The sequence below is a fragment of the Rhizobium sp. BK313 genome (assembly GCF_014193655.1).
Taxonomy (GTDB): Bacteria; Pseudomonadota; Alphaproteobacteria; order Rhizobiales; family Rhizobiaceae; genus Rhizobium.
Genome location: NZ_JACHZQ010000001.1, coordinates 87,241 through 108,527 on the forward strand (window position 1 = coordinate 87,241; position 21,287 = coordinate 108,527).

The window sequence follows — 21,287 nt, forward strand, 5'->3', positions numbered from 1 at the left end:
TGGTGGTCATTTGCGAGGGAGGATTCCATGCACATAGCCATCATTGGAGCAGCCGGCATGATTGGCCGGAAACTAACGGCAAGGCTGGTGGCCGATGGCGGTCTCGGCGGCCGGGAGATCACGCGGCTGTCGCTGATCGACGTCATCGAGCCGCCTCTGCCTCAGGGTTTCACTGGCAAAATGAAGGCCCGTGCCCGGGATCTGTCAGCCCCAGGAGCGGCGGAGAAGATCGTGGCCCGCCGGCCGGATGTGATCTTCCATCTTGCGGCGATCGTCTCGGGCGAGGCGGAACTCGATTTCGACAAGGGTTATCGCATCAATCTCGACGGCACGCGGCAACTGTTCGAGGCGATTCGTGCCGCCCATGCGGAGGACGGCTATAAGCCGCGCGTCGTCTTTACCTCTTCATGCGCTGTTTTCGGCTCGCCCTTTCCGACGCCCATCCCCGACGATTTCCATCTGACGCCTCTGACCAGCTACGGTACACAGAAGGCAATGAGCGAGCTGCTGCTGGCTGACTACACGCGCCGCGGCATTTTCGACGGCGTCGGCATTCGCCTGCCGACGATCTGCATTCGTCCCGGCAAGCCGAATCGCGCCGCCTCGGGTTTCTTCTCCGGCATATTGCGGGAGCCGTTGATCGGCATGGAAGCTGTGCTGCCGGTGCCGGAAGACGTGCGGCATTGGCATGCTTCACCGCGTTCGGCGGTTGGCTTTCTCGTTCACGGCGCGACGATTGATCTTGCACCGCTTGGTGCCGACCGCAATCTTTCCATGCCGGGCGTCAGCGCCACGGTCGGCGAGCAGATCGAGGCTCTGCGCCGGATCGCGGGCGACAAGGCGGTGAAGTTGATCCGCCGCGAGCCGGACGAGCTTGTGATGCGGATCGTCTCCGGCTGGGCTCAGGGCTTTACGGCGACGCGGGCGAGGGAGCTCGGTTTTGTAGCGGAGAGCTCCTTCGACGAGATCATTCGTGCCCATATTGATGACGAGTTGGAGGGACGCCTTCCATGACCGATCGGAAGGTTGCTTTTCTCGGAACAGGGCTGATGGGCGCCCCGATGGCGCGGCGGTTGCTTGGGGCCGGCTTTGCCGTCACGGTCTGGAACCGCGATCGGAGCAAGGCCGACGCCTTGGCATCAGACGGAGCCACCGTTGCTGCGACAGCGGCGGAGGCGGCTAACGGTGCCTCTGTCTTGTTCACTATGTTGACCAATGCCGGCGCGGTTGGTGAGGTCCTGTTCGGAAGCGGTGTCGCCGAAGCATTGGAGCCCGGCGCCGTCGTGGTCGACAATAGCTCCATCCCGCCGCCAGTCGCCCGCGAGCACGCGGCAAAGCTGGCGGAGCGCGGTATCCGTCATATCGACGCGCCGGTTTCGGGCGGTGTGGTCGGCGCAGCGGCCGGTACACTGGCGATCATGGCGGGCGGCGACGCCGATGTCATCGATAGCATCCGCGATGTAATGGCCCCGCTCGGCCGCGTCACCCACGTGGGACCCAGCGGCGCCGGCCAGCTTGCCAAGCTCGGCAACCAGCAAATCGTCGCGGTTACCATCGGCGCGATTGCCGAAGCCATGCTTTTGGTCGAAGCTGGAGGAGGTTCGCGCGAGGCGTTTCGCGCCGCTATTCGCGGCGGCTTCGCCGAAAGCCGGATTCTGGAGCTGCACGGCCAGCGGATGATCGAGCGCAATTTCGTACCCGGCGGCACATCGCGTAATCAACTGAAAGATCTCGATGCCGTTCTTGCCGCCGCTCAAAGCTTGTCGCTTCATATGCCGTTGACCGAAGCCGTCAGGGCAGAGTTCGCCGAATTCGTAGAGAACGGCGGCGGTGAAAGCGACCACAGCGGCTTGCTACAGCATCTGGAAGAAAAGAATGCTCGAGGAAAGGCTTGAGGAAGACATGACCGACATCGGTACATCCAAACGTCGTCTGCGTTCGCAGGATTGGTTCGACAATCCCGATCATATCGACATGACCGCACTCTACCTCGAGCGCTTCATGAACTATGGCATCACGCCGGAAGAGCTGCGTTCCGGCAAGCCGATCATCGGCATCGCGCAGAGCGGCAGCGACCTGACGCCCTGCAATCGCCATCACCTCGATCTCGCCAAGCGCGTCCGCGACGGTATTCGCGATGCCGGCGGCATTCCGATCGAATTCCCGACCCATCCGATCTTCGAGAATTGCAAGCGCCCGACGGCGGCACTCGACCGCAATCTCGCCTATCTCGGCCTTGTCGAGGTGCTTTACGGCTATCCGCTCGACGGTGTGGTACTGACGACCGGTTGCGACAAGACCACGCCGTCGGCGCTGATGGCGGCTTCCACGGTCAATATTCCGGCGATCGTCCTTTCTGGCGGTCCTATGCTCGATGGCTGGCATGATGGCGAGTTGGCCGGTTCCGGCATGGCGATCTGGCGCTCGCGCCGCAGGCTTGCCGCCGGTGAGATCGATGAAGAAGAATTCATGGAAACCGCGCTTGCCTCCGCGCCCTCGGTGGGCCATTGCAACACGATGGGCACGGCCTCGACGATGAACGCCATGGCCGAGGCGCTCGGCATGTCGCTGACCGGCTGCGCCGCCATTCCTGGCGCCTATCGCGAACGCGGGCAGATGGCTTATCGCACCGGCCGCCGCGCCGTAGAACTGGTGATCGAAGACATCAAGCCGTCCGACGTCCTCAGCCGTTCGGCCTTCCTGAATGCCATCCGGGTCAATTCGGCGATCGGCGGCTCCACCAATGCGCAACCGCATCTGGCCGCCATGGCGAAGCATGCCGGCGTCGATCTTTACCCCGATGACTGGCAGGTGCATGGGTTCGACATTCCGCTGCTCGCCAACGTGCAGCCGGCGGGCGCTTATCTCGGCGAGCGCTTCCATCGCGCCGGCGGCGTGCCGGCCGTCATGTGGGAATTGCTGCAGGCGGGCAAGCTCGATGGCGACTGTCCGACGGTCACCGGCAAGACGATGGCGGAGAACCTGAAAGGCAGGGAAGCGACGGACCGCGAGGTCATCCGCCCCTTCGCCGAGCCCTTGAAGGAGCGGGCGGGATTTCTGGTGCTGAAGGGCAATCTCTTCGACTTCGCCATCATGAAGATGAGCGTCGTTTCGGAGGATTTCCGCCGCCGCTATCTGCAGGAGCCGGGCCGCGAGGGCGTATTCGAAGGCAGGGCTGTGGTTTTTGACGGCTCGGAGGACTATCACAAGCGCATCAACGATGAGGCCCTCGGCATTGATGAGAACACTATTCTCGTCATTCGCGGGGCCGGGCCGATCGGCTGGCCGGGGTCTGCCGAAGTCGTCAATATGCAGCCGCCGGATGCGCTGCTGAAGAGTGGCATCCGCAGCCTGCCGACGATCGGTGACGGCCGCCAGTCAGGTACAGCCGACAGTCCGTCGATCCTCAACGCCTCGCCGGAAAGTGCGGCAGGCGGTGGCCTCGCATGGCTGCGGACCGGCGATACCATCCGCATCGATTTCAACCACGGCCGCTGCGACATGTTGGTGGAAGAGGCGGAAATCGAGCGGCGCAAAGGCGATGGCATTCCGGCGGTTCCGCCGGACGCGACACCCTGGCAACGTATCTACCGGCGTTCAGTCACGCAACTTTCCGACGGCGCGGTGCTCGACGGCGCTGCTGACTTCCGCAACATCGCGGTCAATCCGCCGCGTCATAATCATTAACCAAGAAATGATTGCAGCGAGAGTTGCGGGGAAAAGCCCACAACTGTTGAGGGGTTATTAAATATCGCTAAAGGGAGTGGTGCAAAGATATCGCCGAAATCATGCAGACTTTCCATGTGTCCGGAGGGGGTTCGAACCCGGTGGAAGAGGCGGCGTCAGGGCGATCCGAGCAAGAATTCCAAGACCTTTTGAGGAGGCTGGAGTTGGCGTTGGAGACGTCGCAAATCGGGGTGTGGGAGCATCATCTCAACGAACAGGAAGTGCTTTGGGATCTGCAGATGCACAAGCTCTACCAGACCGGCCGTACCAATCGCAAGGTGTCGTCGTCGGTCTGGCTGAACGCCCTCCACCCCGACGATGTCGGGCGTGCAATTGCCGAGTTCGATGGAGCAATTGCCGAAAAGGGCTTCTACAATTCGCAATTTCGCATCATCCTGCCCAGCGGAGAGGTGCGCTATCTGCGCTCTCGCGCCCATTTCTACGAGGGGCCTGATGGCCAGCCGTCTTTCATCGGCGCGGAATGGGATGTCACCGCCGATGTCCTGCTCAATCGCGAACTGACCAACCAGAAGGCGGTCGCGGAAGCCCGGGCTATCGCACTGGAGCAGAGCCGCGCACGTATCGAACATGCCGCCGACCATGACTACCTGACCGGTCTCCCCAACCGCCGCTATTTCGATCGCCGGCTGGCGGAGCTGCGCGCCGATGCGGCGGTGAAGACGCTGGCGGTCCTTCATATCGATCTCGATTGTTTCAAGCAGATCAATGACAAATGGGGTCATGCTGCTGGCGATGTGACGTTGCAGAATGCGGCGGTGCGGATTTCCGGGGCGATTGCGGCTGATGATATGGTCGCTCGCGTCGGCGGTGACGAGTTCGTCGTGGTGCTGGTCAATATCGACACCGCCGATGAGCTCAGAACCATCGCCGAGGATATTCTGTGGCGGCTGCGGCGCGACATACGCTTCGGCCACGACATGCTGCAGGTGGGCGCCTCGATCGGCGCGGCCTGGAGCGCTGCCGACGGAGCCGGCAATCTATTGGCGGAATCCGATGTCGCGCTTTATCAAGCCAAGAAACTCGGCCGCAACCGCGTCGAATTCTTCACGCCGAAACTGCAATCCGATTTGCAGGCCGAACGACAACTGGCAGACGAATTGCGACTGGCGCTGATACGGCAAGAGATCGTACCTTTCTATCAAATCCAGGTGGATGCGCGCAGTCGACGGATCGTAGGGCTAGAGGCTCTGGCTCGGTGGTGGCATCCGGAGAAGGGGCTACTGGCACCGACGGCTTTCCTCAAGGTGGCTGAGGAGTACGGGCTGACGGCCGAGGTCGATGCGGCCATTCTCAACCGCGTATTGTTCGACCGCGCCACCTGGGCTTTGCAGGGCCTGACGCCACCGCGTATCGCCGTCAACATCTCCGGAAGCCGTCTTGCCGATCCAGCCCTGATCGAACGGCTACAGGCTCTGAACATACCGCGTCATGCCATCGCCTTCGAGTTGATCGAGACGATCTTTCTCGACGATCCCGACGATAACGTGCTCGCCAATATCGACGCGATCAAAAAGATGGGTATCGAGATCGAGATCGACGATTTTGGCTCCGGCCATGCCTCGCTGATCGGCCTGGTGAAGCTGAAGCCGAAGCGGCTGAAGATCGATCGGCAGTTGGTGACGGCAATTACCGTCTCGGACGAACAACGCCGCCTGGTCGGCTCGATCGTGGAAATAGCAAGAGCCCTCAGCGTTGAAGTCATCGCCGAAGGCGTGGAGACCGAAGACCATGCGCGGCTTCTCGCGCGCGCCGGCTGTGACGGACTTCAGGGCTATGCGATCGGCTATCCTTCGTCGGTAAACGAGATCGCGGTGCTGCTGACATCGGTTCAGCGACCGGATCTGCACCGGGCTTCCGACAATTCCCAAGGCAATGGCGGGCCTACTGGATTTGCAGGATGGCGATCAGCCCATAGCTGATGACGCCGAGCGTCAGCAGCGACAGCGTAGCTGCCGTGATCACCCGGCCGCCGGCATGCGCAACGGAGCGAATGTTCACCGACAGGCCGAGCGCGGCCATCGCAATGACCGTCAGTATGTTGGAGATCAGTGCCATCGGCGCGACCAATCCGTCAGGGATCAGGCCGAAAGAACGCAACGCCATCAGCCCCAGAAAGCCGCAGATGAACCAGGGAACCAGTGAGTGGCGGCGGCCTGTGCGGCTGTCCGCACCCGCCGTTTCGGTCTTGGTGATGACGCCAAGCAAGAAAATAACAGGCCCGAGCATCAGGACACGGACGAGCTTGACCAGGGTGCCGGTCTGCACGGCAAGGATGCTGACCGGTGCGGTAGCGGCAAGAACCTGCGGCACAGCGTAGACGGTCAGGCCGGCCAGCACGCCATATTGCGGCACGCTCATGCCGGCATGGAAATAAAGAAGCGGCAGCAGGAAGACGGCGGCGATGCCGAGCACGGCGGTGAAGGCAAGGGCGGCGGCGATCTCTTCCGAACCGGCCTCGATAACTGGGGCAACTGCGACGATGGCCGAATTGCCACAGATGGAGTTGCCGCAAGCAATCAGCGTAGCCAGTTTTGGCGGTAGGCCGAGCAGCCGGCCAATTGTATAGGTCGCTGCGATCGACAGAACGACGACGACGGCGATGCCGCCGATCAACCAGACACCGGCGCCACTGATGGCCGAGAGGCTGATCGAGGCACCGAGAAGGACGATGGCGATTTCCAGCAGAATCTTGGCGCTGAAATCGATGCCGGGGCGCAAGGCGGGCTTCAGCGGCTTTATGGTGCAGACGACAATGCCGAGCGCGATGGCGAGCACCAGGCTCTCGATCCATTTGCCGCCGAGAATACCGATCTCGACGCGCTCACCGGCATAGGCGAAAAGGGCTACGGCGCTCGTGAGGGCAAGGCCGGGGAGAATAAGGTTGGCTCGGTGAAAAAGGGGCATGCGGAACCGCCATTCGGCTATGGAGAACTTGATATGGCGGAGAAAGTCTCACCTCCTGACGTCGACATCCATCGAATATTATCCTATGTTTCATTCGATAAATTAGAATGATTTCCCATGACCTTCGAGCAACTCGCCATTTTTGTCGCCGTCGCCGAGCGGGAACATCTGACCCACGCGGCTGAGGCCATCCATCTGACACCGTCGGCGGTCAGCGCGGCCATTAAGAATCTCGAGGCGTATTACGGCGTAGAGCTGTTTCATCGCGTCGGCAGGCGGATCGAACTGACGGAGACCGGTCGCACCTTCCTCGGTGAGGCCAAGGCGACGCTCGCCCGCGTGCGTTCGGCTGAGCTCATGCTTTCCGAACTCGGGGGCCTGCAGCGCGGCCGGCTCAGCCTGCGCGCCAGCCAGACCATCGCCAGCTATTGGCTGCCGCCCGTGCTGATGCGCTTTCACCGCGACTATCCGGGTATCGACCTCGATTTGACGATCGGCAATACGCGTACGGTCACCGAGGCGGTGATCGAAGGCACCGCGGAACTGGGCTTCGTCGAAGGAGAGGTGGACGCGCCGGTTCTGTCGATGAAGGTCGTAGCGCAGGATGCGCTTGTCATCGTCGTGCCGCCAGATCATCCCTGGGCGGACGGCCGGCGGCTTACCGCTGCCGATCTTGCCACCGGCACGTCATGGGTGATGCGCGAGGAAGGTTCGGGCACGCGGTCCGAGTTCGAAAATGCCATCATCAAGCTCGGTACGTCACCGCATGATCTTGGCGTGGCTTTGGTGCTGCCGTCGAACGAGGCCGTGCTGTCGGCGGTCTGCTACGGACAGAGTGCGGCGGCGATCTCCAGCGCGGCGGCTATGGCTTATCTACAGCAGGGATTACTGGTTCGGGCAGCGTTCGACTTGCCCATCCGCAGTTTCCGCCTGCTGCGCCACAAAGAGCGCCACGCCAGCAAGGCGGCATTGACGCTGGAAGCCATGTGCAGGGATTAGAGCGGTTCAGCTTTTCACGGAATCGCAGAACCGTTCTATCTTTTTGTTTTTTCGCAATCCCGGACGGAAAACCGCTTTCGCACTTTTCCTCGTATTGCTTTAGTTAGCGCTGCTCCATCCGGCGCTGATTGGCGACGACGAGGTCGATTTCGTTGCGGTCGAGCATGGCACGAATATCCGGAGGCGGCACGTCGTCGGTGACCATCATGTCGTAGATGGAGGGATCGTCGATGATGATTGGGGCGCTACGGCCGAATTTGGCGCTGTCGGCGACGATGATGCGGTTTTCCGCGCGCCGCGCGGCTTCGCGTGAATATTCCGCCTCCTCCAGATCGTGCAGCATGAAGCCGGAGACGGCGTTGACGGCGCCGACCGACAATATGGCGTGGCGTACATTGAAGCGGCGCAGGAAATTAGTCGCTTCCATGCCGAAGGCGCCGCCGTCGTGGCTGCGCAGCTCGCCACCGGCGAAGAAGACGCGGTTGCCGTTGCGGGTCGCCAACGCGTGGGCGACTGAGACGGCATTGGTGACGATGAAAAGGTTCTGATGTTTCTGCAGCGCTACTGCAATGAAAGCCGTCGTGGAGCCGATGTCGAGGAAAAGCGTGTCGCCGTTCTGGATCATTGCCGCGACGCGGGCGGCGATCATGCGTTTGGCCTCCGCGTTCTCGTTCATTCGGAAATGCAGAGGCTGCTCTATGATCGAGTCCTTGATATGGACGCCGCCATGGACCTTGGTGACGAGACCGTTGGCCTCCAAGCTGCGGATATTGCGGCGGATGGTCTCTTCCGAGACGGCCAGTCGCTCGGCGAGGAACTGAATACGGCTTGCGCCGCCCGCAAGCCGTAACTCCTCCAGGATCTCGCGTTCCCGATGATTCGAATGAAGCGGCACCTGGGAGATGTCCGACATGGTATCGATCCTATCTAGGGCATGATCCCAAAAAGTGCGAAGCGGCTTTCGGATAAGACCATGCCTGATCAAACATCTAGAGCGCGATAACGACTCGAAGGCAAGTTATCTCGTTCCAATCACCTCGAGATTGAATTTTTAAGTCAAATCTCACCTACGGTGAAGCTTTCTGTTGCAAATATCCATAGCCCAATAGGGATTAGACCTTCATTCCCCGCATAATCCAACAAAAAACCAAATGATCGTTTCATTTTGTGGCTAGTTCTTGACAGTTCCCCTATTGTGGGGAACCTTTTGCATCCGAAAGACGCGCGCCGTCGCGCCGGAGGAGGGATGACCGTAACGCCCGAAGACAAGATACATGCTCTTGGCATTTGGCGCGGATCGATCGAGATCGCTCCGCTCGTGGGCGGCATCACCAATCGCAATTACCTTGTCACCAATGGCGGTCGGCGTTTTGTCGTCAGGCTGGGAACGGATATTCCTGTTCACCACATCAGCCGCGCCAACGAGCTAGCGGCGAGCAAGGCTGCCCATGCGGCCGGACTATCGCCCGCCGTCATTCACTATGAGCCGGGCATTCTTGTGCTGGATTACATCGACGCCAAGCCGCTTGCAGCGGAGGATATTCGCGAGCCCTCGATACTGCCGCGAATTGTACCGCTTGTCCGTTCATGCCACCAAAATGTCGCGAAACATTTTCGTGGCGCCGGCGTCATCTTCTGGGTTTTTCATGTCGTACGCGACTATGCCGCCGTTCTCGAAGAGGGTGGTAGTCGGCATGGAGCATTGCTGCCGACTTTCCTCGATATTGCCGAGCGACTGGAACGGGCCGCATCGCCCTTCGACATCGCTTTTGGCCACAATGATCTTTTGGCCGCCAATTTCCTCGACGATGGAAAAAGACTCTGGCTGATCGATTGGGATTATGCCGGTTTCAACACGCCGCTCTTCGACCTCGGCGGTCTTGCATCCAACAACGAATTTTCCGACGACCAGGAAACGACGATGCTGGAGGCTTATTTCGATGCGCCGGCAAGCGACGATCTGCGGCGGCGCTATCAGGCAATGAAATGCGCTTCGCTGTTGCGCGAGACGATGTGGAGCATGGTTTCGGAGATCCATTCCCGTATCGATTTCGATTATTCAGCCTATACGAGCGAAAATCTGGCGCGATTTGAACGTGCCTATCAATCATTCCGGAATTCTTGAGGTGATGCGATGAAAGAACTGCCCCAAACAGCGAAGGCGGTCGTCATCGGCGGGGGTATTGTTGGCTGTTCGACAGCCTATCACCTTGCCAAGCTCGGGCTAACAGACACGGTCCTGCTGGAGCGAAAGAAGCTGACCTCGGGCACCACGTTCCACGCCGCCGGTCTCGTCGGTCAATTGCGGACCAGCGCCAACATCACCCAGATGCTCGGCTATTCCGTCGATCTCTATAAAAGGCTGGAGGCCGAGACGGGGCTTGCCACCGGCTGGAAGATGAATGGCGGGCTGCGCCTTGCCTGCAACGAAGAACGCTGGACGGAGGTGAAGCGGCAGGCGACGACGGCGCAATCCTTCGGGCTGCAGATGCATCTGCTGACGCCGCAGGAAGCTTTCGATCTGTGGCCGCTGATGGATATAGACGATCTGGTCGGTGCGGCCTATCTGCCGACCGACGGGCAGGCCAATCCCTCCGATATCACCCAGGCGCTGGCGAAGGGTGCCCGCATGGCCGGCGTTTCCCTGTTCGAGGATACCGAAGTCCTCGATCTGGAGATCGACAAGGGCAGGATCCGCGCTGTCATCACCGACAAGGGCCGCATCGAATGCGAGCGCGTCGTGGTCTGCGCCGGGCAGTGGACGCGGAGCTTTGCGGCGCGCTTCGGCGTCAACGTGCCACTCGTCTCCGTCGAGCATCAGTACCTTATCACCGAATCCTTCGGCGTGCCCTCCAACCTGCCGACGCTGCGCGATCCCGACAGGTTGACCTATTATAAGGAAGAGGTCGGCGGGCTGGTCATGGGCGGCTATGAGCCGAATCCGATCCCCTGGGCGATCGACGGCATTCCGAAAGAGTTTCACTACACGCTGCTTGATAGCAATTTCAACCACTTCGAGCAGATCATGGAGCAAGCCTTGATGCGTGTGCCGGCACTGCAGACGGCGGGCATCAAGCAACTTCTGAACGGTCCCGAGAGCTTTACGCCCGACGGCAATTTTATCCTCGGCGAGGCACCGGAGCTCATGAACTTCTTCGTCGGAGCCGGCTTCAACGCCTTTGGCATCGCCTCAGCGGGCGGAGCGGGCATGGCGCTTGCCGAATGGGTAGCGAAGGGCGAGCCGCCCTATGATCTCTGGCCGGTCGATATCAGGCGCTTCGGCCGTCCGCATTTTGATACGGACTGGGTACGTACTCGCACGCTCGAGGCCTATGGCAAGCATTACACCATGGCCTGGCCGTTTGAGGAGCATTCGAGCGGCCGCCCCTGCCGCAAGTCGCCGCTTTACGATCGGCTGAAGGCGCAGGGCGCCTGTTTCGGGGAAAAGCTCGGCTGGGAGCGGCCGAACTGGTTTGCCGACCTCTTTGCCGGCGAGGAGCCGAAGGATATCTACACCTATGGCCGGCAGAACTGGTTCGATGCCGTCGGCCGCGAGCACAGGGCGGTGCGCGAGGCGGCCGTGATCTTCGATCAGACGTCTTTTGCAAAATTCGTGCTGAAGGGGCGAGATGCCGAAGCGGCGATCTCGTGGATCGCCTCCAACGATGTCGCCAAGCCGGTTGGCGCATTGACCTATACCCAGATGCTGAACGACAAGGGCGGTATCGAATGCGATGTCACCGTGGCGCGCGTCGCCGAGAACGAATTCTACATCACGACAGGCACCGGCTTCGCCACGCATGATTTCGACTGGATCGCCAGGAATATCCCGGCTGAGATGCATGCTGAACTGGTGGATATTACCTCCGCCTACTCTGTCCTGTCGTTGATGGGGCCGAATTCGCGCAGAGTGCTCGAAGCGGTTACGTCAGAGGATGTGTCGAACGCTGCATTTCCTTTCCTGCGGGTGAAGACCATCGGCATTGCCGGCTGCCCGGTTCGAGCGCTGCGTATGACCTATGTCGGCGAGCTTGGTTACGAGCTGCATGTGCCGGTGGAATATGCGGCTACGGTGTACGACGCTCTGATGGCCGCCGGCCGCGATCACGGGTTGGTCAATGCCGGCTACCGCGCGATCGAAAGCTGCCGGCTCGAAAAGGGCTATCGTGCCTGGGGCTCCGACATCGGCCCCGACCACACGCCGGTCGAGGCGGGGCTTAGCTGGGCGGTTAAGATTAAGAAGAATATCGCCTTTCGCGGCAGGGAGGCTATCGAGCGGCAACTGGTTTCGGGGGTAAAGAAGTTGTTCGCCAGCTTCGTGCCCGAGGATCCCGAAACTGTACTCCTCGGCCGCGAGACAATTTATCGCAACGGCCAGCGCGTCGGCTGGTTGTCCAGCGGCGGCTACGGCTACACGATCGGCAAGCCGATCGGCTACGGCTATGTCCGCGATCCCGATGGGGTTACCGAGGATTTCGTGCTCGGCGGCCGCTATGAGCTCGACGTTGCCCAACGCCGCGTGCCTTGCCAGGTGTCGCTGAAGCCGCTCTATGATCCGCAGATGGCGCGGATCAAGGGGTGATCGTTGAAGGGGAGAAGCGGTTTTCGGGTACGATCAAGCTGCGCTGTGTAGCAGATGCCACCAGCCCTCTCCGGAATTATCACCTTGGCCGGATTGCGCCATAAGCGGTCGGCGGGCCTTATGAAGTGTTCCCGGCATCTACCCTGTGCTCTCGTCCCGAACTTTTTCCTTGGCATAGTGCGGAATAGCCGCTCGTGTGCGCCAGTCCCGGATCCGACGCCCCTTCGCTCGCGTTCTTTTCGATACGCTCTGTCTATAAAGGGAGAGACCATCACATTGATGGCTACGGCGAGCATCCCGGCAAAAAAAGATCAAAGGCTGCCATGTTCGGCCGCTGGTTTCTGGGCCCCGGATTTCTGTCTCATCTTCGCTTCCTCCGATCGAGCTACGATGAGCCGGAAATCCTCTCTTCTCAATTAAGCCGCTTCTGTCTCATGGGCGCCGATCCGGGACAGGGAGACGAGGTACTAGGTTGAATCGCCAATCTAGCGGTCTCAGGCCAACGGCGTGTACCAGTAGTAGCACCCGTGGATGATTATCTTCCAATTCTTCCTCCCCTGGTCCGCCACCACGACAACATGATGGCCCTCGACCAGAACCTTGTGGGGTTAACGCTGAAATTGATTGCGTCAACGAGCCCTGCAACCGATGGCGTTTCGCGCTGCGACCGGGACGGAATTAATCCGATCTTACCGGCCGAACCGCTCGACCATTGTGCTATACTCGCGCGTTGGGCCTTAATGTTCAGACGTCGCCTACTGCAAGTGAATGAACCGTATGGAATGAAAGGAAATTCGATCATCACTTAGTTGGAGAAACCGTCATGAAACCTATGGGATTGATTTCATTGGCCTCGACCGCCGCAGCCTTCGCCTTGTCGGTTGGCTCGGCATGCGCACAGCAGGTCACCGGCACCCCAGGCTCGCCCGATGCAACGACGACGATTGATGGGAGATATTTGCCCCCACAACCGCCAGCGTTCGGGGGCGAGATCAACCTTCAGGCCAGCCAGTCGAAACCGTATTGGCCGCCTCAGGTGGTGCCGCCCAAGGGTGCTCCTAACATCCTCCTCATCATGACCGACGATCAGGGCTATGGCGTTTCAGGCACGTTCGGCGGTGTAATCCCGACACCGACAATGGATCGAATAGCGCAAATGGGGCTGCGTTACACGCAGTTCCACTCAACTGCTCTCTGCTCACCGACGCGGGCCGCATTGATCACCGGACGCAACCACCACTCGGTCGGCTTCGGCATCATTTCCGAACAATCCACCGGCTATCCTGGCTACGACAGCGTCATCGGCGTCGACAACGCCACCATCGGCGCGATCCTCAAGCAAAATGGCTACGCGACATCCTGGTTTGGCAAGAACCACAATACCCCGAGCTACCAGTACAGTGCGGCCGGCCCATTCGACCAATGGCCGAACGGGATGGGGTTCGACTATTTCTACGGCTTCATGGGCGGCGAGACCGACCAATGGACGCCCTACCTCTTTCAGAACCTCACGCAGATTTTCCCCTGGGTCGGGAAGCCCAACTACAACCTCACCACCGATCTGGCGGACGAAGCGATCCGCCATTTACGGCAGCTCAACTCAGCCGCGCCCGACAAGCCGTTCTTCCTCTACTATGTCCCAGGCGGTACCCATTCACCGCACCAGCCAACCAAGGAGTGGATCGACAAGTTCAAGGGCAAGTTCGACATGGGTTGGAACGCTCTGCGCGACCAGATCTTCGCCAACCAGAAGCGGCTCGGTGTGATCCCCGCGAACACCGAACTGACGCCCTGGCCGGATGATCTGAAGAAGTGGGACACGCTAACCGCTGACGAAAAGCGACTGTTCGCGCATCAAGCGGAAGTGTTCGGCGCCTATGCGGCCTACACCGACCATGAGATTGGCCGGGTAATCCAGGAGGTCGAGGATGAGGGAAAGCTCGACAACACTCTGATCATCTATATCAGCGGCGATAATGGCACCAGCGCCGAAGGCACCACTGTCGGCACGCCAAACCAGATGACCGCCTACAACGGCATTCTCGATCTTCCGATCGCGGATCAGTTGAAGGCCTATGACGCCTGGGGACTCCCCCCAACCTATCCGCACATGTCGGTCGCGTGGTCATGGGCGTTTGACACACCGTTCAAATGGACCAAGCAAGTGGCGTCGCATTTCGGCGGTACCCGGCAGGGTATGGTCATCGCATGGCCAAACCACATCACGGACGCGGGCGGGATCCGCACGCAGTTTCACCACATGATCGACATCGTGCCGACCATCCTGGAGGTGACCGGCATCCCGGCGCCTCTGGTTGTCAACGGCATCGCGCAAAAGCCGATCGAGGGGGTGAGCATGGAGTACACCTTCGACAAGGCTAACGCCAACGCTCCCTCGAAACGCACCACCCAATATTTCGAAATGTTCGCGAACCGCGCGATCTATCACGATGGCTGGATCGCGGCGACGACCCCACCAGCCCCACCCTGGCTCCTCGGCACCGCGAAGCTACCCGAGGATGTCATCAACGGCTATAAATGGGAGCTCTACAACCTCACCGACGACTATTCTGAGAACAACGACCTCGCCGCCAAAATGCCCGACAAGCTGCGCGAACTGCAGCAGCTGTTCCTGGTGGAGGCAGAGAAGTACAACGTATTTCCTCTCGACAACTCTGTCCTGCCACGCATCATAGCGCCACGGCCCAGCGCGACTGCAGGGCGAAGCCTCTTCACCTACCCGGGCGAGGTGTCCGGCATACCGGTTAGTGACGCACCGAGCATCCTGAACAAGTCCTATACCATAACCGCCGAAGTAGATGTTCCCCAGGGCGGGGCGGAGGGAATGATCACCACTTTGGGTGGCCGCTTCGGTGGCTATGGCCTCTATCTGCTCAAGGGCAAGCCGGTATTCCTCTATAACCTCGTCGATCTTGAACGCTTTCGCTGGCAAGGGCAGGACCCGCTGGCACCGGGCAAGCACACCATCGTTTTCGACTTCACCTACGATGGGCCGGGCTTCGGAAAAGGCGGCACCGGCGTGCTAAGGGTGGACGACAAGGAAGTCGCCAACCAGAAAGTCCCGCACACCGTGCCCTTCATCATGGCGATCGACGAAACCTTCGACGTGGGCGTCGATACCCGCACTCCCGTCGACGACGGCGACTACAACGTGCCTTTCCCCTTCACCGGAAAGCTCGACAAGGTTGCCTTCAAACTGGGGCCGACACAGCTAGGCGCGAATGAATAAGCAATTGTCCGGAGTGAGCTCGCCAACGCGAACAACTAGGCGCTATAGGATGGCGGGCTCCCTATCCGGGGTGCCCGTAAGTGCTTACGAAGGACCGGCGGCGCTAGTTTCATCCTAGTGTTCGAGAGTGGTGACGAGCGGGGGGCGATGTCGCCACCACCCTCGAGAGGAGGTAGTATACTCTTCCTACGGCTAACGGCGCACCGATAGGGTCGTAACCGCTATATCGATGTTTGCTCTTCTTCCTCCGCCTTGCTGACAGGGGGTAAATTCACTGGAGAGTTTGTCGAGAGTCGTCGCCACTTCCTTCGGACCCACTGAGGCAGAAGGCTTCAGCAGTCCTTCCGGGCTGCATGCTGTCTAAGGTCCGCTATGGGCCTGAAAGTTGCCATTGGTGGCATTTAACACATAAGATTGGAATCAAACCGCGCCACCCTTCAAAAACTGTGATCTCTCGGCCGCAGCACCGGCCATTTTCTTGACACGCCATCGCTTTCATCCTCAATCGAAATGCTGACGAAAGATGGAGGCAAGGGCGATGGCGGAAGCGGGTATCAAGCTGGAGGAAAGCTGGAAAGAGGCGCTGTCACAGGAATTCGTCAGCCCCTATATGCAGCAGCTCAAATCCTTTCTTGTCGAAGAGAAGCAGCGCGGCAAGGTGATTTTTCCACGCGGCAGCGAATATTTTCGAGCGTTGGACCTGACGCCGCTCGATGAAGTGCAAGTCGTGATCCTCGGGCAAGACCCCTATCATGGCATCGGCCAGGCGCATGGGCTGTGTTTCAGCGTTCGCCCCGGCGTGCGCATCCCGCCGTCGCTGGTCAACATCTACAAGGAACTGGAAACCGATCTCGGCATTCCGCCGGCGCGTCACGGCTTTCTCGAAGGCTGGGCGAAGCAGGGCGTGCTTCTGCTCAACAGCGTGCTCACGGTCGAGGAATCACAGGCCGCCTCGCATCAGGGCAAGGGCTGGGAGCGCTTCACCGATGCCGTTATCCGCAGGGTCAACGACGAATGTGACGGCGTCGTCTTCATGCTCTGGGGCTCCTACGCGCAGAAGAAAGCCGCGTTCGTCGATACGCAGCGGCATCTCGTGCTGAAAGCTGCGCACCCGTCGCCGCTCTCCGCCCACAACGGCTTCCTCGGCTGCCGGCATTTCTCCAAGGCCAATGCCTATCTGGTCGAGCACGGCAAGGATCCGATCGACTGGGCTCTGCCGAGCGATCCAAACAATAGCTGATGCCATATTGAACGACGGCTTTTCATCGTTCAACAATTGGAGACAATCCGTTTGGCTAATAGGGGCTATCGAAAAACGGCCTCTGCGACCATCTTCTACTCATCAGAAACGCCTGCCGTTGCGGGCGAGACAAGGGTTAGAGATGCTCAACCAGATCAAGGGTCTTCACCACGTTACCTCGATGGCGGAAGACGCCCGCACCAACAATAAGTTCTTCACGAATACGCTCGGCCTGCGCCGCGTCAAGAAGACGGTCAATTTCGACGCGCCCGATGTCTATCACCTCTACTACGGTGACGAGATCGGCACGCCCGGTACGATTATGACCTATTTCCCGTTTGCGAAGATGGCCCGTGGCCGTCCGGGCACCGGCGAAGTCGGCAATACCGTTTTCTCCGTTCCGGAAGGCGCGATCGGCTATTGGACCGACCGGCTTGGCAAGCAGGGCGTCGAAGCTCTGAAGACCGATGAGTCCTTCGGCCAGAAGCGCCTGCATTTCGCCGGCCCCGATGGTGACGGCTTTGCGCTTGTCGAGGTCAAGGACGACCATCGCGAGCCCTGGACCCATGGCGGCGTCGATGCAGAACATGCGATCAGAGGCTTTCATTCCGTCGCCATGCGGCTGCGGGACGAGGGCGCCACGGCTGAGCTGTTGAAATATATGGGTTATGAAGTGGTCGACACGCATGAAGGCGTCAAGCGGCTCGCCATTCCCGGCGGCAACGGCGCAGATTTCGTTGATCTCGAAACCATGCCGAACATCGGCCGCGCGCTTCCCGGTGCGGGTTCCGTTCACCACGTCGCCTTTGCCGTCGAGAACCGCGCAAAGCAGCTCGAAGTCCGCAAGGCGCTGATGGATACGGGATACCAGGTCACGCCGGTCATCGACCGCGACTACTTCTGGGCGATCTATTTCCGCACGCCAGGCGGCGTACTGTTCGAAGTCGCCACCAACGAGCCCGGTTTCAACCGTGACGAGGATACGGCCCATCTCGGCGAGGCGCTGAAGCTGCCGGAACAGCACGCTCATCTGCGTGCGTTGCTCGAGCAGCATCTTGAACCGTTGGACGCTTAATTAAGGGGGATATCATGACGGATACGACCTATGTGCACCGGGTGAAGCCCGGTGCACCCGGCAAGCCCATTCTATTCACCTTTCACGGTACGGGTGGTGACGAGAACCAGTTTTTCGATTTCGCCAACCGCCTGCTGCCGGAAGCGACCATTGTCTCGCCGCGTGGCGACGTTTCGGAACATGGCGCGGCGCGCTTCTTCCGGCGCACGGGCGAGGGCGTTTACGACATGGCCGACCTTGCCCGCGCAACGGAGAAGATGGCCGCCTATGTTAAAAGCCTGGCGGTCGACCACGGCGCCTCAAAGGTTCTTGGTCTCGGCTTTTCCAATGGCGCGAATATTCTTGCCAATGTGCTGATCGTACACGGCGACCTCTTCGATGCCGCCGTGTTGATGCATCCGCTGATCCCGTTCCAGCCGCGCGACAACGCCAAGCTCGACGGCAGCCGGGTATTGATTACCGCCGGCGAACGCGACCCGATCTCGCCGGCGCCGGTGACCAAAGCGCTGGCGGATTATTTCACGCGGCAGAAGGCTGAGGTGACACTCGAATGGCATCCGGGCGGCCATGATATCCGCCCGAACGAGATCGAGGCGATCCGCAGCTTCTTCGCGCCCTACGCCTGAATATGAACGAAACCGGGCGCATAGCGATTATCGATCGCAATGCGCCCGGCTATTTCCCGATGAGTTCCAGCATTGTCTTTGCCTGGGCCTCGGCTGCGCGTCGTCCCACTTGATCGACATAAGTCGACCCGCAGAAATGCTTGAGATTCATGGTGTCGGTACGATCCTGCTCCGCGTGTCTGGAGTTGATGATCACGAGGCGCCAGGCGCAGCCGAGGATCTTGTCGGGTTGAATGGCGTTGTCGCAGCCCGTGCTCAGGCAGAATGCGACATTTCTCTGGCCCTGATACTTTCCGGCCGTGGCGTCATCGTATTCTGTTTTCCACATATCCCGCGTGTGCTGACAATTACCTGGATTGCCGCTTTGACTGCATACCATCGTCGAATTGATGTAGCTTTCGGCAGCCGGCCACAGCGGGGCGTCGACCAAGCTCACGCAGCCGCACGCAAACAGACCTGCCAGCAATAGCTGCATTGATTCTCCCTCTGCCGAATATTCATACCCTAAAGGCACCCGGAATATCCGCAAGACAAAGGAGTATTTGGGGCCGAGATAGGCGTGGCGGTTCTGCAACCGCTGCCTCCTCTTCTTGTGCCAGCGACATCTCTCGCCGCAAGCTTCGCTTGTAGGCTCTCCCGGCGCTCGATAATAGTCGAGGCTTAAAGGGGTTGGGGAGATTCGTCGTGACGCTGGCGGAGCAGCAGCAATATCGGCTGGGCGTGATCTATGTGGCGTTTTCAGCCCTGGCATGGTCGACGTCTGGTCTTTTCGTGCGCTCGATCCACGCCGATCTGATGACCATCCTCTTCTGCCGCGGCATCGTATCCGGCCTCGGCGTCTTCACGCTGTTTTTCTATATCGAGCGGGGTAATGCCTGGCGCATTCTTCGCTCCATGCGCGGGCCGTCGCTGGCCGCGACGGTGTTTTCCACCGCGTCGATGATCAGCGGCATCGGCTCGATCTATTACACCTCCGTCGCCGATGCGATGGTGATCTACGCGACTGTGCCTTTCGTCACTGCCGGTGTCGCCTATGTCTTCATCAAGGAACGCCCAAGTGTGGCGACGTTGGTCGCCAGCGCCGTGGCACTCCTTGGCGTGCTCGTGATGCTGTCCGGCGAGGCGGCCGGCAGCGGTGGTTGGCTTGGCAAGGTCTTGGCCGGCGTCATGACGTTTACGGTCGCCGGTCTCGCCGTCGTCATGCGGCAGCACCGGGATGTGCCGATGCTGCCGGCGATGGCCTTGTCCGCGTGGCTCTGCTCCTTCATCACCTTCTGGTTCGCTTCGCCGTTGACAGTATCGGGCCATGATCTCGGCCTGATCATCGCCTTCGGCATCATCCAGAACGCAATGGGTCTCAGCCTTTATACATTCGGTTCGCGACTGATCCCGGCCGCCGATGCCAGCTTGCTGACATCGCTCGAAGTGCCGCTGACGCCTTTGTGGGTCTGGATATTCCTCGCCGAGCGGCCGTCGCAGGCAACATTGATCGGTGGCCCGATCGTGCTTGCCGCGCTCTTCGGCCATATCCTGCTGGAAGTGAGGCGAAATCGGGCGGAAGAACCGGCGCAAGCACTCTGAGCGGCTTGCCCGGCTGCCAGCGAAATGCTGAAGTCGGCCCGATCAAATGGGAACCGACGACGATGAAAAAGACCTTCAATCCGCCCTCCGTCCGCCGTCCCTTCGGCAACTACAATCATGGCCTGCTGGTGCCGCCCGGCGCGAGCCTCTTGGTCACGTCCGGCCAACTCGGCATTGCGCTTGACGATAGCGTTCCACCTGACATCACCAGGCAGGCGGAACTCTGCTTCGAGGCGATCAAGGTGATCCTCGAGGAGGCGGGCATGAGCTTCGCCGACGTCATCCGCATTTCCGGCTTCGTCACCAGACGCGAGGATTTTCCCGCCTATATGGCTGTCCGTGACCGCTACACGCTCGACCCGAAACCGGTTTCGACGCTGATCATTGTCGGCGGATTCACGCGGCCGGAGTTTCTGGTGGAGGTTGAGGTTACCGCAGCGAAGGTAACGTAAAAGCACCCTGCAGCGAGCAGATGGTTGACCTGTGAGGTCGACGCAGGTTTGGGCGGATGCTATCGGGCGTTTGGAGGCGAATGTGACCCAGAACATCTACGACGATCCGGACTTTTTCGAAGGCTACTCCCAGCTTCAACGATCGATCGACGGATTGGCGGGCGCGGCGGAATGGCCGTCGATGCGGGCGATGCTGCCCGAGTTGCATGGCCTTGATATCGTTGATCTTGGCTGCGGCTTTGGTTGGTTCTGCCGCTGGGCGAGGGAGCACGGCGCCTCCGGCATATTGGGTTTGGATGTCTCCGACAATATGCTGGCACGCGCCCAGGCCGAAACGGAAGGTGAGGGTATTCGCTACGCCAAGGCCGATCTTGAAAATCTCCAGCTTCCGGCGGCTGCTTTCGATCTCGTCTACAGTTCGCTTGCTTTTCACTACATCAGAAACTTTGCCGGGCTTCTGGCCACAATCCATCAGGCGTTGAAGCCAGGCGGTCGACTGATTTTCTCGATCGAGCACCCGATCTACATGGCGCCGCGACGTCCGGATTGGCTGGTCGATGCCGAAGGCTATAAGACGTGGCCGCTTGACAGCTATCAGATGGAGGGACCGCGGGTGACGAACTGGCTCGCGGAAGGTGTCGTAAAGCAGCACCGCACGATGGGAACGACGCTCAACCTACTGATAGGCAGTGGTTTTCGGATTATGCATGTCGAAGAGTGGACGCCGACCGACGAGGACCTGGCCATGTATCCGGATCGAGTAATCGAGCGCGAGCGACCGATGTTCCTGTTGATATCGACGTTAAAGCCGTCGTACTGACGTCGGGTGCT

Annotated in this window: 17 protein-coding genes; 14 read left to right on the top strand and 3 right to left on the bottom strand. The window is 60.0% G+C overall.

Annotated features, from left to right (window positions below):
• Positions 1-27: 27 nt before the first annotated feature.
• The 4 genes from denD (at position 28) to FHT86_RS00415 (ending at position 5,666) form a co-directional block, all read left to right on the top strand.
• A complete protein-coding gene (gene denD / locus FHT86_RS00400; RefSeq protein WP_133704900.1) occupies positions 28-1,014 on the top strand; it encodes a D-erythronate dehydrogenase in 987 nt (328 codons plus the stop codon).
• On the top strand, positions 1,011-1,895 hold the full coding sequence (locus FHT86_RS00405) for an NAD(P)-dependent oxidoreductase (protein ID WP_133704901.1): 885 nt from the start codon (positions 1,011-1,013) through the stop codon (positions 1,893-1,895). The genes denD and FHT86_RS00405 overlap by 4 nt, the downstream gene beginning before the upstream one ends.
• A gap of 7 nt (positions 1,896-1,902) precedes the next feature.
• Complete coding sequence (locus tag FHT86_RS00410) at positions 1,903-3,687, top strand: IlvD/Edd family dehydratase (protein WP_133707031.1); 1,785 nt, start codon at positions 1,903-1,905, stop codon at positions 3,685-3,687.
• 101 nt (positions 3,688-3,788) lie between these two features.
• Positions 3,789-5,666, top strand: coding sequence for a bifunctional diguanylate cyclase/phosphodiesterase (locus FHT86_RS00415; protein ID WP_133704902.1), 1,878 nt, complete (start codon positions 3,789-3,791; stop codon positions 5,664-5,666).
• On the opposite strand, the gene FHT86_RS00420 is transcribed toward FHT86_RS00415, so the two are convergent.
• Positions 5,629-6,651: a YeiH family protein gene (locus tag FHT86_RS00420; protein WP_133704903.1), complete on the bottom strand. Its 1,023-nt coding sequence runs from the start codon at positions 6,649-6,651 to the stop codon at positions 5,629-5,631. The genes FHT86_RS00415 and FHT86_RS00420 overlap by 38 nt on opposite strands.
• Before the next feature lie 117 nt (positions 6,652-6,768).
• On the opposite strand from FHT86_RS00420, the gene FHT86_RS00425 reads away from it, so the two are divergent.
• A complete protein-coding gene (locus tag FHT86_RS00425) occupies positions 6,769-7,650 on the top strand; it encodes a LysR substrate-binding domain-containing protein (protein WP_133704904.1) in 882 nt (293 codons plus the stop codon).
• A gap of 103 nt (positions 7,651-7,753) precedes the next feature.
• Here FHT86_RS00425 and FHT86_RS00430 read toward each other — a convergent pair whose 3' ends face one another.
• Positions 7,754-8,563 (bottom strand): DeoR/GlpR family DNA-binding transcription regulator, encoded by an 810-nt coding sequence (locus FHT86_RS00430; RefSeq protein WP_133704905.1) that lies wholly within the window; start codon positions 8,561-8,563, stop codon positions 7,754-7,756.
• A 333-nt stretch (positions 8,564-8,896) separates the two neighbouring features.
• Between FHT86_RS00430 and FHT86_RS00435 the strand changes: the two genes are divergently transcribed.
• The 6 genes from FHT86_RS00435 to FHT86_RS00460 all read left to right on the top strand — a co-directional run bounded on the left by FHT86_RS00435 (position 8,897) and on the right by FHT86_RS00460 (position 18,423).
• On the top strand, positions 8,897-9,775 hold the full coding sequence (locus FHT86_RS00435) for a choline kinase family protein (RefSeq protein WP_133704906.1): 879 nt from the start codon (positions 8,897-8,899) through the stop codon (positions 9,773-9,775).
• Between the two features lie 9 nt (positions 9,776-9,784).
• A complete protein-coding gene (locus FHT86_RS00440) occupies positions 9,785-12,232 on the top strand; it encodes an FAD-dependent oxidoreductase (RefSeq protein WP_133704907.1) in 2,448 nt (815 codons plus the stop codon).
• Between the two features lie 832 nt (positions 12,233-13,064).
• Positions 13,065-15,482 (top strand): arylsulfatase, encoded by a 2,418-nt coding sequence (locus FHT86_RS00445; protein ID WP_246779432.1) that lies wholly within the window; start codon positions 13,065-13,067, stop codon positions 15,480-15,482.
• A gap of 538 nt (positions 15,483-16,020) precedes the next feature.
• Complete coding sequence (gene ung, locus FHT86_RS00450) at positions 16,021-16,722, top strand: uracil-DNA glycosylase (protein WP_133704909.1); 702 nt, start codon at positions 16,021-16,023, stop codon at positions 16,720-16,722.
• 142 nt (positions 16,723-16,864) lie between these two features.
• A complete protein-coding gene (locus FHT86_RS00455) occupies positions 16,865-17,797 on the top strand; it encodes a VOC family protein (RefSeq protein WP_133704910.1) in 933 nt (310 codons plus the stop codon).
• Positions 17,798-17,811: 14 nt separating this feature from the next.
• Complete coding sequence (locus FHT86_RS00460; RefSeq protein WP_133704911.1) at positions 17,812-18,423, top strand: alpha/beta hydrolase; 612 nt, start codon at positions 17,812-17,814, stop codon at positions 18,421-18,423.
• Positions 18,424-18,472: 49 nt separating this feature from the next.
• On the opposite strand, the gene FHT86_RS00465 is transcribed toward FHT86_RS00460, so the two are convergent.
• The gene (locus FHT86_RS00465; protein WP_246779349.1) at positions 18,473-18,997 is read right to left on the bottom strand and encodes a hypothetical protein; all 525 of its coding nucleotides are present in this window, start codon (positions 18,995-18,997) and stop codon (positions 18,473-18,475) included.
• Positions 18,998-19,107: 110 nt separating this feature from the next.
• Here FHT86_RS00465 and FHT86_RS00470 point away from each other — a divergent pair, with 110 nt between their 5' ends.
• The 3 genes from FHT86_RS00470 (at position 19,108) to FHT86_RS00480 (ending at position 21,276) form a co-directional block, all read left to right on the top strand.
• Positions 19,108-20,004, top strand: a complete 897-nt coding sequence (locus FHT86_RS00470) for a DMT family transporter (RefSeq protein WP_133704912.1) — start codon at positions 19,108-19,110, stop codon at positions 20,002-20,004.
• Positions 20,005-20,066: 62 nt separating this feature from the next.
• Positions 20,067-20,456: a RidA family protein gene (locus tag FHT86_RS00475; protein WP_133704913.1), complete on the top strand. Its 390-nt coding sequence runs from the start codon at positions 20,067-20,069 to the stop codon at positions 20,454-20,456.
• Between the two features lie 82 nt (positions 20,457-20,538).
• Positions 20,539-21,276: a bifunctional 2-polyprenyl-6-hydroxyphenol methylase/3-demethylubiquinol 3-O-methyltransferase UbiG gene (locus FHT86_RS00480; RefSeq protein WP_133704914.1), complete on the top strand. Its 738-nt coding sequence runs from the start codon at positions 20,539-20,541 to the stop codon at positions 21,274-21,276.
• The last annotated feature ends 11 nt before the right edge of the window (positions 21,277-21,287 follow it).